The organism is Pseudomonas sp. LD120 (assembly GCF_009861525.1).
Lineage (GTDB): Bacteria > Pseudomonadota > Gammaproteobacteria > Pseudomonadales > Pseudomonadaceae > Aquipseudomonas.
On the sequence record NZ_WVHL01000002.1, the window covers coordinates 677,625 to 692,595 of the forward strand.

General features: G+C 63.2%; 11 protein-coding genes. 5 read left to right on the forward strand and 6 right to left on the reverse strand.

Translation table 11 applies throughout. The features are described 5' to 3' along the window. The first annotated feature begins 57 nt into the window (after nt 1-57). The gene (gene dapA / locus PLD_RS05995) at nt 58-921 is read left to right on the forward strand and encodes a 4-hydroxy-tetrahydrodipicolinate synthase (RefSeq protein ID WP_159890768.1); all 864 of its coding nucleotides are present in this window, start codon (nt 58-60) and stop codon (nt 919-921) included. Between the two features lie 6 nt (nt 922-927). On the opposite strand, the gene PLD_RS06000 is transcribed toward dapA, so the two are convergent. From PLD_RS06000 to PLD_RS06010, 3 genes are all read right to left on the reverse strand, one after another. Further along, nucleotides 928-1,584 (reverse strand): ribonuclease T2, encoded by a 657-nt coding sequence (locus tag PLD_RS06000; RefSeq protein WP_159890769.1) that lies wholly within the window; start codon nt 1,582-1,584, stop codon nt 928-930. Nucleotides 1,585-1,743: 159 nt separating this feature from the next. After that, the gene (locus PLD_RS06005; protein WP_159890770.1) at nt 1,744-2,379 is read right to left on the reverse strand and encodes a LysE family translocator; all 636 of its coding nucleotides are present in this window, start codon (nt 2,377-2,379) and stop codon (nt 1,744-1,746) included. Between the two features lie 140 nt (nt 2,380-2,519). Then, the gene (locus PLD_RS06010; RefSeq protein WP_159890771.1) at nt 2,520-3,866 is read right to left on the reverse strand and encodes an HD domain-containing phosphohydrolase; all 1,347 of its coding nucleotides are present in this window, start codon (nt 3,864-3,866) and stop codon (nt 2,520-2,522) included. Between the two features lie 200 nt (nt 3,867-4,066). Between PLD_RS06010 and PLD_RS06015 the strand changes: the two genes are divergently transcribed. The 4 genes from PLD_RS06015 to PLD_RS06030 are packed head-to-tail and all read left to right on the forward strand — an operon-like array spanning nt 4,067 to nt 10,200. After that, nucleotides 4,067-5,995, forward strand: coding sequence for a GGDEF and EAL domain-containing protein (locus PLD_RS06015; RefSeq protein ID WP_159890772.1), 1,929 nt, complete (start codon nt 4,067-4,069; stop codon nt 5,993-5,995). Next, nucleotides 5,979-6,980: a cytochrome-c peroxidase gene (locus tag PLD_RS06020; protein ID WP_159890773.1), complete on the forward strand. Its 1,002-nt coding sequence runs from the start codon at nt 5,979-5,981 to the stop codon at nt 6,978-6,980. Before PLD_RS06015 ends, PLD_RS06020 begins: the two co-directional genes overlap by 17 nt. After that, nucleotides 6,977-8,785 carry a DAHL domain-containing protein gene (locus PLD_RS06025; RefSeq protein WP_159890774.1) on the forward strand — a complete coding sequence of 603 codons (1,809 nt, stop codon included), beginning with the start codon at nt 6,977-6,979 and terminating at the stop codon, nt 8,783-8,785. Before PLD_RS06020 ends, PLD_RS06025 begins: the two co-directional genes overlap by 4 nt. Next, complete coding sequence (locus PLD_RS06030; RefSeq protein WP_159890862.1) at nt 8,785-10,200, forward strand: ATP-binding protein; 1,416 nt, start codon at nt 8,785-8,787, stop codon at nt 10,198-10,200. The genes PLD_RS06025 and PLD_RS06030 overlap by 1 nt, the downstream gene beginning before the upstream one ends. A 35-nt stretch (nt 10,201-10,235) precedes the next feature. On the opposite strand, the gene PLD_RS06035 is transcribed toward PLD_RS06030, so the two are convergent. From PLD_RS06035 to PLD_RS06045, 3 genes are all read right to left on the reverse strand, one after another. Beyond that, entirely contained in the window at nt 10,236-12,806 is a 2,571-nt protein-coding gene (locus PLD_RS06035) for an EAL domain-containing protein (RefSeq protein ID WP_159890775.1), read from the reverse strand. A gap of 205 nt (nt 12,807-13,011) precedes the next feature. After that, a complete protein-coding gene (locus PLD_RS06040) occupies nt 13,012-13,959 on the reverse strand; it encodes an NUDIX domain-containing protein (protein WP_159890777.1) in 948 nt (315 codons plus the stop codon). After that, the gene (locus PLD_RS06045; RefSeq protein ID WP_159890779.1) at nt 13,956-14,927 is read right to left on the reverse strand and encodes an SMI1/KNR4 family protein; all 972 of its coding nucleotides are present in this window, start codon (nt 14,925-14,927) and stop codon (nt 13,956-13,958) included. Before PLD_RS06045 ends, PLD_RS06040 begins: the two co-directional genes overlap by 4 nt. Between the last annotated feature and the right edge of the window lie 44 nt (nt 14,928-14,971).

A 14,971-nucleotide genomic window follows, 5' to 3' on the forward strand; every position in this document is an offset into this window, starting at 1 on the left:
TAACGCCCTTCTACTCTTCTGGCGACGACCCGACGGTCAACCATCAGGAGAATACGCATGTCATCGTTTCAAGGTATCTGGGTCCCCATCGTCACCCCCTTCGTCGACGGCGCCATCGACTTTGCCGCGCTGCGGCGGCTGAGCGCCCACCTGCTGGAGTGCGGCGTGGCCGGCTTGGTGGTCTGTGGCACCACCGGCGAAGCCGCCGCCCTGGACAAGGACGAGCAACTGGCGGTGCTCGACGCCGTGCTGGAACAAGCACCCGCCGGGCGGGTAATCATGGGGCTGGCAGGCAACAACCTGAAGTCGCTGCTCAGCCTGCAGGGGGAAATCCTCAAGCGTCCGGTGGCCGCCCTGCTGGTGCCCGCGCCCTATTACATCCGCCCCTCACAGGCCGCTCTGGAAAGCTTCTTCCACAGCATCGCCGATGCCTCCAGCGTGCCGCTGATCGTCTATGACATTCCCTACCGCACCGGGGTGACCCTGCACAAAGACACCTTGCTCAACATCGTGCGTCATCCACGGATCGCCGCGGTCAAGGACTGTGGCGGCAACCTGGAAAACACTCTGGCGCTGCTGGCCAGCGGTGAGGTGGAAGTCTTGTGCGGCGAGGACTTGCAGCTGTTCGGCGCCTTGTGCCTGGGCGCGCGTGGGGCGATTGCGGCCTCGGCGCATATTCGCCCGGAATTGTTCGTGCAACTGCTGCACCAGGTTCAGGCGCAACAACTGGAGGCGGCTCGGGCGACATTCCTGCAACTGGTGCCGTTGATTCAGGCACTGTTCGCCGAGCCCAACCCAGCGCCGGTGAAAGCCCTGCTGGCTCATCAAGGCTTGATCAACCCGCACCTGCGGGCGCCGATGCACGCTTGCAGCAGCGCAACCAGCCAGCGCCTGAAAAGCCTGCTGGGCGATCTGGCGTAGGCGCCCTCAGCGAACGGGCGGAACTCGGATCTGGCCTGCGCGGCATTGGTTTTTCACGCCTTTGCCGCAAGGGCCAAAATCCAGCTGCTTGGTCAGGCAGACCCGAACCTCGGACAGTTCGGGACCGCTGCAGATAACGGCAATGCCATTGTCGGCCATTCCCGGTTTGCTCTGGCGAAACTGCTGGGCAATCTGCGTGGCCTCAAGGTAATGCACCGTGGTCGAGGGCTGCAGCGCTTGCGGTATCTGCACCGTGGCCAGGGCCTTGTCCGCGGCCTCCAGGTAACCCATGGCGCCCAAGGCGCTGCAGGTGCCGTGCTTGGTCCATTCGTGGTTCATCAGCTTGGCCGTGGGAAACAGGGTCAGGCCCTTGGCTCGCTCCTGGGCACTCAATGGGGTCAAGGGTGGGCAGAACTCGGGCCAGCCGCCCTTGACGTATTGCGGCCACAGGCCGTGCAGGACAAAACCGTAACCCTTGCCCGTACATTGCAGGTTGTCTGGATGCATCAGGCAGAAGGTCGGCGACCAGGACAGGGTCAACAGGTAATAATCGAAGGTCCCCGCCACCGAATCGCGCTGCTGTTTGGGCTGACGTGCGTCGCTGATGCCCACCATCCCCAGGGTCAGCACCAGGGCCGCCAGCAGGGCAAAAAACGTTCTCATCGTGACCTCTCCTTGTGGAATCGAAGCGTCCTGCCCCCGCCAGCGGGGTACAGCGATTGACACACAGACTCACCTTCTTGGCATGCCGGGGTTGCAGAAACATGACATTCGCCGCGCCGTGCCCCGGCAAGGCCGGTCAGGCGCGAGGGTACAGAGCCTCTAGAGCGCCGGGCTGTCACTGCGGCGATACAAGCCCACCCCCACCGCCAATATGGCCAGCATGCCGGCACAACTGCGGTTGACCCAGCCCATGACCCGGGCGGAAAAGCGCGTCATGGCGCGGCGGCCGCCAAAGGCGTACAAGCTCATCATCAGGCAGTCCACCAGGGCACTGACCAGGGCCAGGATCAGGTACTGCTCGGCCACCGGCTGGTCGGGGCGCACGAACTGCGGCACAAAGGCCGAGAAGAACAACAGGCCCTTGGGGTTGGACAAGCCCACCAGCAATGCCCGGCGAAACGCTGAGCGACCGCTGGCCGAAACGCCCTCGAGGCGGTTCGTCAGGGCCTGGGTCGGCGCCCGCCACAAGCCCCAGGCCAGGTACAGCAGATAGACCGCGCCGCAGGCCTTGACCACCACGAACAACGACTCCGAGGCCTGCAGCAAGGCCCCCAGGCCACAGCCCACGGCACCGATCAGCAGCAGATCGGACAGCGCCGCACCCGCGATCCCGCAGCCGGCCACCCGCATTCCATGGACCGCGCCGTTGTTCAGGGCCAGCAACATCGAGGGCCCGGGCGTGATCATCACCGCGCTGACGGTGACGATGTAGAGAAACAGTGTTGCCGCATCCATCGTGGTCCTCCTGAAAAATCCATCGCGCCCCGCAACGAACCTGGGATCTGCACCCGCGCCTAGCCCTGGTCCGAGGTGCGCGGTGCGAAAGATGACGCAACGAAGGGGCACAGATCAAGAGCGGCGATCAGCGCCCGGAGTCAAATAACCGCACCCGCAGCTTCAGGAATACTGACAAAGACGTTGTAGCAGGCCCCTTCCATGGCTTCGAAGGCAATCAGCTTCTGCACCAGCGGCTCGCTGAGCAGCTTGCCGGCATTGAGCAGCAACATGCCGTTGTCGGCATTCAGGTTGCGCCGCAGGACCATCCCCGCCTGCAACTCGCGGGTTCCCAGCACCTTGACCGTCGGATCGTCGACGGTGACGTCACTCTGGCAGGTGGCACAGACCTGGACGAAGTCCTCCACCAGATTCGGGTCGTACAAGCGCCCTGCGTACTTGCGGATGAACAGCAGGGCCTCATCGCTGTTCATCCGGCGCTCCAGAATCAGCCCGCACTGCAACTCGATGTAGTCCACCGCTAGCTTCAACAACCGGGCGCCCCAGGGAATGGCCTCGCCCTTGAGGCGATGGGGAAAACCGCTACCGTCCCAGCGCTCCTGGTGAGCCAGGATCAACCGCGCGGCATCCTGCATCGGCTCCAGCGCCATCAGCACCGACTCACTCTGCTCCGGATAGGCCCGGTAGCGCGTTTGATCAGTGTGCCGTAGCAAGTCCGCCGGCGCCGACAGCATGGAGTCACTCCAGCTCAGCTTGCCGATGTTGTACAGCGCAGCCGCCATGGTCAAGTCGCGGCTGCTGGCCTCATCCAGACTGTGCTTTCTGCAGCAGGCGCGCACCAGCTCGATGACTCTGCGGTTGGTTTGCCTGTCGGCGGGCAGGCGCAGGTTGGCCAGCAGCGAAAACACTTCGGTGGCCGTCACATAACTGTGCTTGAGCGCTTCGTAGGCCAGGTCGAGCATGTCGGCGGTCTGCTGCAGCTCAGCCGTGCGTGAGGCCACATGCCGTTCCAGGCTGGCGTTGTTCGACTTGAGCTGCTGGTTATGCTCCAGCACCAGTTGCTGCAAACGCTTGAGCTCACGCTCGGCATGCTGGTGCGCCAGGCTCTGGCGCAGTATCAACAGCAGTTCTTCGTCATTCCACGGTTTGCTCAGGTACTGGTGGATCCGCCCTTCGTTGACCGCCTTGATGATGGTGTTCAGGTCGGCGTAACCCGTGAGCAGGATGCGCCGGGTCTCCGGGTGTTTTTCCCGTACCCGGGCGAGCAAGGCGGCGCCGTCCATGCCGGGCATGCGCGCATCGCTTATCACCAGGTCGACAGGCCCTTGCGCGAGGATTTCCAGGGCCCTGGTGCCACTGGTGGCCAGCAGCACCTCATAGGGCTCGGAACGCAGCAGGCGCTTGAGGCTGTTGAGAATCGATTCTTCGTCGTCCACCAACAACACCCGTGGACGCTGAGCGGGCTCAAGCAACTGCGATTCTTCCATGGGGCTCTCCCTGTGCCGCATCGACTGCCCCTGACCGTGCTCACGAAGTGTTGGCAGCGGTGGGATTTCCCAGACAATCCTAGATGAGTTTTCCCCATTTTCACGCCCGGGCCGCCCGCCGAAAAAAACATCTCCCGAGGCGTTCGCCGTGACTATGCTAACAGCGTTGAAACGCGGGTTCAGGGCACCAGGGAAGGTCTATGGACGCTGGCAGTGACGCGCAGACAAAAAAACAAGATGCCTCGAAGTCTACGGGGCGGGTCAACCGGCGGATCCTGATTGTTGATGACAGCCCGGCGATCCATGAAGACTTCCACAAGATCCTTGTACCGTGCCAGGCGCCGGACCTGAGCCAGGCTGAACAACTGTTGTTCGGCAGCACCAGCCCCCTATCCCATCTGCCTCCCTTCACCCTCGACTCGGTGTTTCAAGGCCACGAAGCCCTGGCCAGGGTCGAGTCGTCCCTGACCCTGGGCCAGCCCTATGCCCTGGCCTTTATCGACATGCGCATGCCGCCCGGCTGGGACGGCCTGGAAACCATCGAGCGATTGTGGAGAGCCGACCCAGACCTGCAGATCACCCTGTGCACCGCCTATTCCGACTATTCCTGGGAGGCGATGGCGCAACACTTGGCGTTTGGTGATCAGTTACTGATCCTGAAAAAGCCCTTCGACAGCCTGGAAATCCGCCAGATGGCCAGTGCCTTGACCTGGAAGTGGCAGATGGCCAGGGACGCCCGGCAGAAACTGGACGACCTGCAACAAACCATTGAAGGACGGGTTGCCGAGTTGCTCAAGGTCTCGCACCTGCTGCACTACGATGCCCTCACCGGGCTGCCCTCCAGTACCCTGCTGGGCGATCGCCTGGGCCAGGCCATGGCCCGGGCGCGCCGCTATGACCAGCCACTGGCGGTGATGTTCTTCGGCCTCGACCGCTTCAAGCGGATCAACCATGCCCTGGGGTATCCGGCCGGAGATGAACTGCTGAAAAAAACCGCTCGCGCTCTGCAGCAGGACATGCGCGAGTCGGACTCGGTATTCCGCTACGGCTCCGACGAATTCGTGGTGCTGCTCCCCGACCAGCAGCGCCCCGCCCAGGTCCGCGCCCTGGCGGAAAAACTCCTGGCCACCGTCAGCCAGTTGCACGACATCGCCGGGCATAGCCTGCGGGTGACGGCCAGCCTGGGAATCAGCCTGTACCCCGAGGACGGCCAGGATCCTTTGTCGCTGATCAAGAAGGCCGAAATGGCCATGCGCACCAGCAAGGAACAGGCACCCGGCAGCTACGGCCTCTTCACCGAAGACATGACTCACCGGGCCCGGCAACAGCAATACCTGGAATCAGGGATTCGCCAGGCCCTGGAGCGCCAGGAATTCCATCTGCACTACCAGCCGAAAATCCATCTGGCCTCGGGCCGGGTAGTCGGCGCCGAGGCACTGATTCGCTGGCAGCATCCACAACAGGGCTGGATCAGCCCAGACCAGTTCATTCCGGTGGCCGAAGACAGTGGTTTGATCACCCGCATCAGCCAGTGGCTGCTGGGTGAGGCCACTCGCCAGTGCCGAGCCTGGCAGGACGCCGGCCTGCCTCGGGTGCCGTTGTCCATCAACCTCTCAGCCAGCGATTTCCGCCAGCCGCAACTGCTCCAACACCTGCACAGCGCGCTCACTGCCAACGCCCTGGACCCGGCATTGCTGGAGCTGGAGATCACCGAAAGCGTGCTGATGCAGAACGTCGAGGCCACCCTCGCCACCCTCCTGGCGATCAAGGCCTTGGGCGTGCGCCTGGCCGTCGACGACTTCGGCACTGGTTATTCGAGCCTGAGCTACCTGCGCAAGTTTCCGGTGGACGTCTTGAAGATCGACCAGTCCTTCGTCCAGGGCCTGAGCCACGAACACAAGGACGCGGTACTGGTCAACGCCATCATCAACCTGGGCCGCAGCCTCAACCTGAAGGTCATCGCCGAGGGCGTGGAAACCCTCCAGCAACTGACCTTTCTCCAGCAGCAAGGCTGCGAAGAAGCCCAGGGCTACTACTTCAGCAAGGCCCTACCGGCCGTGGACTTCAGCCGCCTGATTGACATGCGCCAGCCACAATTTCAAGGGACGGACCATGACCGCGAACAGTGAACACATCCGCCCCCTCCAGCGCCGCCACCTGGGCACGCCTCTGCACCTGCTGCTCGGCATCGGACTCAGCATCAGCCTGAGCGCCACAGCCGCGCCACTGGACGAACCGCTCAAGCCGCTGCCCACCGCACCGGCCATGGACCCGAAGCGAGTCGAACTTGGACGCCGGCTGTTCAATGAACCACGCCTGTCCCAGGACCAGAGCCTGTCTTGCGCCAGTTGCCACCACCTGGACCAGGGCGGGGCCGACACCCAGGCCAAGTCGCTGGGCATCAAGGGACAACTCACCCGGGTCAATGCTCCCAGCGTGTTCAACGCCGCGCTGAACTTCCGTCAATTATGGGACGGCCGCGCCGAGACCCTTGAAGCACAGATCGACGACGTCGTGCAAAGCCCCATCGAAATGGGCAACAACTGGCCAACGCTGGTCCGCACCTTGAACGACGACAGCAGCTACCGCCAGGCCTTCAGCGACCTGTACCAGGACGGAGTCACCGTGGCCAACGTGCAGAACGCCCTGGCCAGCTATGAGCGGACCTTGATCAGCGCCAACTCGCGGTTCGACCAGTACCTGCAAGGCAACACCGACATTCTGAGCCTCGACGAAAAGTACGGTTACCAGCGATTCAAGGAATACGGCTGCATCGCCTGCCATCAGGGGGTCAACATCGGTGGCAACATGTTCCAGAAATTCGGTGTCATGGGCGACTACTTCGCGGCCCGGGGCAACCCCACCGAAGCAGACCTGGGGCGCTTCCTGGTCACCGGCGACGAACAGGACCGCAACGTCTTCAAGGTGCCCAGCCTGCGCAATGTCGCGGTGACCGCGCCGTACTTCCACGACGGCTCGGCGCCGACCCTGGAACAGGCCGTGGAGGTGATGTTCAAGTATCAACTGGGGCGTCCGCCCACCCCCCGGGACACCAACCTGATCGTCAAGTTTCTCAAGACCCTGACCGGCGAATGGCAGGGCAAGCCGCTATGAAGCCACCCCGTCGCTCGCCCATCCTGCTGCTGGCGCTGCTGACCCTCGGTCTGGTGCTGGGGCTGGCCTTTCTCTACCTCAAGACCGTGATCAGCCAACCCTCGAACTATGCGCAGTCGCGCGACCTGATCAACCACATCAAACAGTTGAACGCGCAATGGGAAACCGAGGTGCTCAAGGCACGGATCGCCATCAGCCACAACTACGATCCGCTGGTCATGCCGGTGCAGGAAATCAACCAACTGTGGAACCAATTCGATCAGCTCTCGCAACCGGAGCAGCTGCACAATGACCCGGCGACCTGGAAAGCCAGCCATCAGGCGTTCATCAAGGCGTTCAAGGAAAAGGCCAGCCTGGTGGAGCGTTTCAAGTCCCACAACTCGGTACTGCGCAATTCCCTGGCGTTCCTGCCCACCGCCGAAGACGATATCCAGCGCCGTTTGGCCGGCCTTGACGACGACGTGCGGCTGGAACAGAACATTGCCATCGACACCTATGACCTGCTGCTCAGCAGCCTGGAGTTCGCCCAGGTTTCCAGCGACGACAAGGCCGCGGACATCCTCGTCGGGCTGAGCAAGCTGGCGGTCAATAAGGAACGCCTGCCCGAACCGCTGCACGAACCGGTGGATATTCTCAGCAACCATGTCTCGCTGATCCTGCGCGAGCAGCCGGTGGTCAACGACCTGCTGGAGCGGATCACCTCGATCCCGATCGCCCTGCGCCTGGACGACATCACCCGCCAGCTCAATCAGGATCAGTTCCAGGCCGACCAGCAGGACCAGCAGGCTCATCAGTACCTGCTGCTGTTCGCCGCCCTGCTGGTGATGCTGATCCTCTACCTGGCCGTCAGGCTGGTACGCAGCTACGCCGTGATCCGCCGCGTGAACGGTGCCCTGCAGAGCGCCAATGAACACCTGGAACTCAGGGTCGAGGAGCGAACCCGGGAACTCAAGGATACGCAGCGTGAGCTGCTGGGCACCGCGCGTCAGGCCGGCATGGCGGAAATTGCCAGCAATGTCCTGCACAACGTCGGTAATGTGCTCAACAGCGTGAACATCTCCAGCGAAATCCTCAGCCGTACAATTCGCACCAGCAAGACCCTGGGATTGGGCAAGGCCATGCAACTGATCAACCAGCATCAGGATGACCTCGGGCATTTTTTCACCATGGACGACAAAGGCCAATTGCTCCCCGGCTACCTCAATCAACTGGTCGAAGCGATTGCCCGTGAGCAACAGACGATGAGCGTAGAACTGGCACAGTTGGGGCGCAGCGTCGACCACATCAAGGAAATCGTCGCCACCCAGCAGTCCTATGCCGGAGCGCAGCGGTTGATCGAGCCCTTGCGCATCGCCGAGCTGATGGACGACGCCCTGCGCATGAACTCCGGGGCCCTGGCCCGGCACCAGGTGACGGTGGTCAGGGATTACAGCCCGTTGCCCTTGGTGATGGGCGACAAGCATCGCATGCTGCTGATCCTGGTCAACCTGATCAGCAACGCCAAGTACGCCATGTCCAAGCTCGACGACCATCCCCGCACCCTGACGCTGAGCGCCAGGGTGGTGGACGACCAGACCCTGAGCATCAGCGTCAAGGATGAAGGCGAAGGCATTCCCGCCGAAAACCTGACGCGGATCTTTACCCACGGTTTCACCACCCGCAAGGACGGCCATGGCTTCGGTTTGCACAGTTGCGCCCTGGCCGCCATGGAGATGGGTGGACAATTGAAAGTGCACAGCGATGGCCCTGGCCTGGGGGCCACCTTCACCCTGGAAGTCCCGCTGATCGACGCTGAGGCCCCATGATGGACGAGTTGAGCAACCGCCGAATCCTGCTGATCGACGATACCCCGTCGATCCACGATGACTTTCGCAAGATCCTCACCCCGCCGCAGACGGACGACGGCAGCCTGGACGACCTGGAGGCGCAACTGTTCGGCGCCCAGGTCAGGCCCCGGCAGCAGCCTTTCGAGCTAGATTCGGCCTACGGCGGCGAGGAAGGCCTGGCCATGGTCTGCCAGGCCCAGGAACAGCGACGCCCCTATGCCCTGGCGTTCGTCGACATGCGCATGCCCCGGGGCTGGGACGGGGCACAGACCGTAGAGCGACTCTGGCAGCAGGATCCCCAACTGCAAGTGGTGGTCTGCACCGCCTACACCGACTACTCCTGGGAGGAATTGCTGGAACGCCTGCAAGGGCACCATCGCCTGCTGATCCTGAAAAAGCCCTTTGACAACATCGAAGTCCAGCAGATGGCCAGCACCCTGACCAGCAAGTGGGAGATGACCGCCCGCGCACTTCTGCAAATGCACCACCTGGAGCACCTGGTGGAACAGCGTACCGAGGATCTGAAACAGGCTGGCGCGGCGCTGCGACTGCAGATTGACGAACGCAAGCAGCTGGAAAACCAGCTGGTGCAATCGGAAAAGCTGGCCTCCCTCGGCCAACTGGCTGCCGGGGTCGCCCACGAGATCAACAACCCTATCGGCTTTGTCTCCTCCAACCTTGGCAGCCTGGCGGGCTATCTGCAGCAGCTCAACCAGATGCTCAGTGCCTACCGCCAGAGTGAGGAAGCCATCAATGATCCGGGGTTGCGTAAGCGCTTGCAGAGCCTGCGCGAGAGCATCGATCTGGACTTCCTCCAGGAGGACATTCCGGTGCTGATCAAGGAGTCCAAGGAAGGCATCGGCCGGGTGGCGCAGATCGTCAAGGACCTGAAGAACTTCTCCCGGGTCGACAGCGATCAGCAATGGCAACTGGCGAACCTGCAACAGGGCATCAACTCGACCCTGAACATCGTGGCCAACGAACTCAAGTACAAGGCCGACCTGGTCACCGACTACCAGCCGCTACCGGAAATCGAGTGCCTGCCCTCGCAACTCAATCAAGTGGTGATGAACCTGGTGGTCAACGCGGCTCAGGCCATCGGCCCTGAACGCGGCACCATCACCCTGCGCAACGGCGTCGAAGGCGACCGGGTCTGGCTGGAAGTCAGCGACACCGGCTGCGGCATCGACGAAGGGCATCTGGCGAAGATCTTCGACCCGTTCTTTACCACCAAGCCGGTGGGCCAAGGGACGGGCCTGGGTCTGTCGCTGTCCTATGGAATCGTCCAGAAGCACGGCGGGCAGATCAGCGTGCACAGCCAGCCCGGCGTCGGCAGCACGTTTCGCGTCGAGCTGCCGATCCGCCAGGAGCATCAAGCCGCGCCAGCGCACTGAGGCGTCGCCGAGCCGAGCACCAGCCCGGAGCGCTTTCAGGTGATCGACCGCGAGGCCCGAGAGGCCTCGCCGAACAGCGCCAGCAGCGCCTCCTGGTCCAGCGGCGACCCCAAGTACGCGCCTTGCACCTCATCGCAGTGAATGTCGCGCAACACCCTGAGCTGCTCCGGGGTTTCCACCTCTTCGGCGACCACCCGCAAGGCCAGCGCGTGCCCCAGGCTGACAATCGCTTCGACGATCGAACGGCCGGCATCATTGTGGTGCAGCCGGGCGACGAAACTGCTGTCGATCTTCAGGCCGTCCAGGGGGAAGGTCTGCAGGTATTGCAGTGCCGAGTAGCCGGTGCCGAAGTCATCGATCAGAAGTTGGACCCCAAGGGACTTGAGCCCCTGCATGATGGTCAGCACATGGCGGCTGTCGTCGAGCAGCACCTTGTCGGTCATTTGCAGTTCCAGGCGCGACGGCTCGAAACCGCTCTGCTTGAGCACCGCAGCGGTCCTCGCCAGCAACTGCCCGCGCTGGAACTCAGCGGGTGCCAGTTTCACCGCCAGCAGCAGGCGCTCCGGCCAGGCGCGGGCCGCTCGGCAAGCGGCCTGCAATACCCAGTTGCTCAACGGCAGGATCAGGCCGGTGTCTTCGGCAATCGGCAGGAAGACTTCCGGCCCCAACAGCCCGCGCCGCGGATGCTGCCAGCGCACCAGGGCTTCGGCACCGATCAGTTGCCGATCAGACAGGCGAAAGCGTGGCTCGAACTGCAGTATCAACTGATCCTGCTCGATGGCATGGCGCAGGTCACGCTCCAACTGACGCCGCTCGATGATCCGCGCGTTCATGTCCGCGGCATAGAAACGCCAGGTGCTGCGCCCCGCGGCCTTGGCCTCATAGAGGGCAATATCGGCGAAGCGCAGCAGTTCTTCGGCCTGCACCGCGTCCGCCGGGGCTCGGGCAATACCAATGCTGGCGCTGATGAACACCTCATGTTCGGCAATGTAGAACGGCGCTTCGATACGCTCGATCAGCCGGCGGCACAGGCCTTCGATTTCGAGCGCAGCCACCTGCCCCGGCACCACCAGGACAAATTCGTCACCGCCGACCCGAGCCACCAGATCCTCACCGCGCAAACAGTGCGCCAGACGCTGGGACACTTCGTGCAGCACCTGATCACCTGCGGCGTGTCCCAACAGATCGTTCACCGGCTTGAAGCGATCAAGGTCGACGCTGAGCATCAACAGCGGCTCTTGCAAGGTGGGCATGGCCTGCAACTTGCCTTCCAGAAACTCCTGCATATGAGTGCGATTGGCCAACCCGGTGAGGGCATCGTGCAGGGACAAGTACTCGACTCGCCGACGCGCCGCGACTTCCTCGGTAATGTCACTGGCGGTGCCGCGGTACCCCCCGGCGGCCATGGCCCGCACCGAAAGACGGCAAACCCGTGACTGCCCGTCGCCATCCAAATAAGCACATTGCAGCACCGCCTGGGAGCGCCGTTCCGGGTCGCCCAACCAACTGCGCAACGATCCCTGCTCGGGGCTCAGCAGCTGATCCATCTCCAGCCCCAAGGCCGATTGGCGGGTCAGCCCGGTGAGCACCTCGAAACGCTCGGAGAGGTAAGTGAAGCGCAGCTGTGGGTCGACTTCCCAGATCCAGTCGGACGCTGCCTCAGCGACATCACGAAAGCGCTCTTCGCTGGAAGCCAAGGCACAACGGCTGGCATGCAGGGCCTGAACCTGGGCATCCATCACCCGCGCCGCGGTGGCGGCCCGGCGCAATAAAAACAGGGCCAGCAGCCCTATCAGCAGCCCGGCCAGCAGCAACAGCGGTATCACCAGCACCAACAATTGATGGCCCGGCAGCGCCGGATGCCATTGCAGGGTTCCCGCGCCATCGGGCAAGTCCAGGGTGGGCAGCGCGTCGGCCTGTCCGGCGTGGGCCAGTTGCAATTGCTCGATGTCCAAGGTCCGCCCCAGGGCCAACAACCGCGCCGGGTCGAGCCGGGCGACGAAGATCAACACCGACTGCAGGCCGTTATCGGCACGCACTTGAGGATCGTTGCCAGGACTCAGCACATTGGCCACCGCCAAAGCCGGCGTGCCGGCAACCGACAAGTAACGGCCGACCACCTCGCCCGCCCCCGCTCCACGGGCATCCGCCACCAGCGCCGCCAACGACGCTCCCAGCCAGTCGCGGGCGTCGACCGACTGCGGACGGCCGGCCACCAAGGCGTACACGGTACGACCCGCCGGGTTGATCACAAACACCCCGTCGAAACCCAGTTCGCGGTACAGGTTCGGACCGAAGTTCTGTCGGGTGAAGGCCCAGTCCAGATCGACGTTCAGGTGCAGGTGCTGGTAGGCATCGCCCCACAGAGCGTAGTCCTTGAGGGTGACTCGAGCGTTGCTGTCGAACGATTGCAACGCCTTTTCGATGTCCAGGCGGTTGTGCTGCTCAGCGGTGAGGTTCTGATCCAGGGCGATGTACACCAGCAGCACGCTGGCGAATAGAAACAGCGCCAGCAGCAGCCCCGAGCACCCCAGCAAGGTGGCCCGGGTCAGCGCCTGATTAGAAAGACTGCGCCCAGGTGACGGATCAAGAACAAGATTTTCCATAGTGCTCCTGGCGCCATAACGACAACCCAACCAGCAAGATCCAGCCTCAACACGGTCCTTGAAGAGGCTCGCCCTTGCTTATGACGATAGACACTATTTTCCCGCTAGTCCTTAAGACAAGCCCTGAAATACGCGGGTTCTGCAGTTGCCATGGGCCGGCACCGGGACCTGGCGCGGCCTGTGCGCCAGAGTCCGCGCCAGACAATCAAGCGCCCAAGCCCCCTGGGGCCAGCACGGGCAATTGTTCTACCTGGTGGTAAAGGTCCAGCCCCAGCCGCAGGGCCATGTCCACCACGGCCTCGGCGCTGGTCGAGGCGCCGCCGACACGCAGGACCGCATCGCAGCGTTCCAGCAAGCGCTCGGCCTGGGCCTTGAAGCGCTCGTCGCGCGCGCCATCCTTGACCACGCTGGAATTTGCCATCGGCGCGGCGGGCAGACCCAGCCAGGCTGCCGACAGCGCAATATGCCCCGCCGCCAGCACCTGGGCCGCGCAGTGTTCCAGGACCAGGGCCTGGGCCGGATCGGCGCCGCATTCCCCTGGACAAAGGCCGATCACCAGCACCATCAGGCGGCGGGGCTTGAGCACATGCAACTGCAGGTACTGCAGGAGCATGATGGTCTTGCCGTCGACAATTGCACCGTGCTGGATCATGTCCAGGGCCTGGTCGATATCCAGTTCCAGGACCTCGATGTCTTCGCCTTCGTGCTCCAGCCCGCCGCCTTCATCGATGCGGTCTTCAGCCTGGTAATGGCCGATGAAGAAATGCACCCGCTCGGTCACCGAACCCGGGCTCATGAACGCGTCGAAGACCTTCTGCACCTCGCCCACCCGGCAGCCGGTTTCCTCTTGCGCTTCCTGGCGGATGCGCACTTCCGGGCTGGCGTTGTCCAGCAGCCCGGCGGCAGTCTCGATCAGGTAACCGCTGTGATCGTTGACGAAGGCCGGCATGCGGAACTGCCGGGTCAGCAGCACCGTGCGCCGTTCCAGGTTGTACAGCAGGATCGTCGCACCGTTGCCGCGGTCGTAGACTTCACGCTCCTGGGCCTGCCAACTGCCATCGCGGCGGCGCAGTTCGAAGCTGTATTTCTTCAGCACGTACCAGTTGTCGGAGAGGGTCTGTTCGGCGGTGATACGGATCGACTCCTCGCTCATGACTGCTCCTGAGTGTGTGGGCCGGTGGGACGAAACTGCGACAATTGTTCCAGCAACTGCGCGCGGTACCCCGGGGTCAGGGCAAACCCGCCCGCCGCCTGACGCATATGACCGTCCGCCAGCCGCGCGCGGAACCAGTCGCGGATGAAATCCGGGGCGTAACCGCCGGTGCCGAAGCCCTTGGCGAAGGCGATCATCTCGCGGTAGGCCTCCAGGTACTGTTCTTCGCTCGTCACCGGGTGGCGGTTCTGGTACAGCCAGAACTGCAGGTCATACAGCAGTTGCGACAATGGGTCGGCGTGCAAGGCAAAGTAGCGCTTGTCCCGGACGATGCGCAGGGCGATCTGGCGGATCAGCGGCCCCAGGTCGGGCACATCGCGAAAGTGTTCGAGCAGCGCCTCCAGCAGCGGCGAGAACGGCGCGCTGGCGACCTTGTCCAGGTCGTCCTGGTAATCCTGCTCCGAGGTGTCGTAGACCTCCCAGGACACCAGGCCGCGGACAAAGGCCTCGAAGTTCGGCGCCAGCACGGTCACCGCGTAGTCGCCCTCCTGGTCCACATGCACCACCCGAGGTTCACCCTCGAGGCCGCATTCGCTGTAGTCCAGAGCAATCATGTCGTGCCCGGCGGACGGGCAATCGCAGATGTACACCCCCAGGTCCGGGTAGCCCCAGTCCTCGATACTGAAACGACTGCCGAGCCGGCCTCCCAGGGAGCGGCCCGGGGTAACACCGATGCTGATGAAGCTGTCGATTTCACAGTAGTCATCCCCCATGGGGAAACACGTGAGGTTCGGGCGACCGCCGTTGTAGCGGCGCATGAAGGCCACATAGGATGCCGGCAGCCGGTAGCCCAGGAGTTGTTGCACTTCGCCGATCAGCTCGTCGCTGGGGGCTGGCTGCCTGATCTTGGCACTCAGGTCATGGTCCCAGAACGCGTCCAGGTCGATGTCGTGGGGAAAGTCGCTCATCCGATGCATCCGTTGCGGTTGAAGGTCGGCCTGTGCCGAAAGCT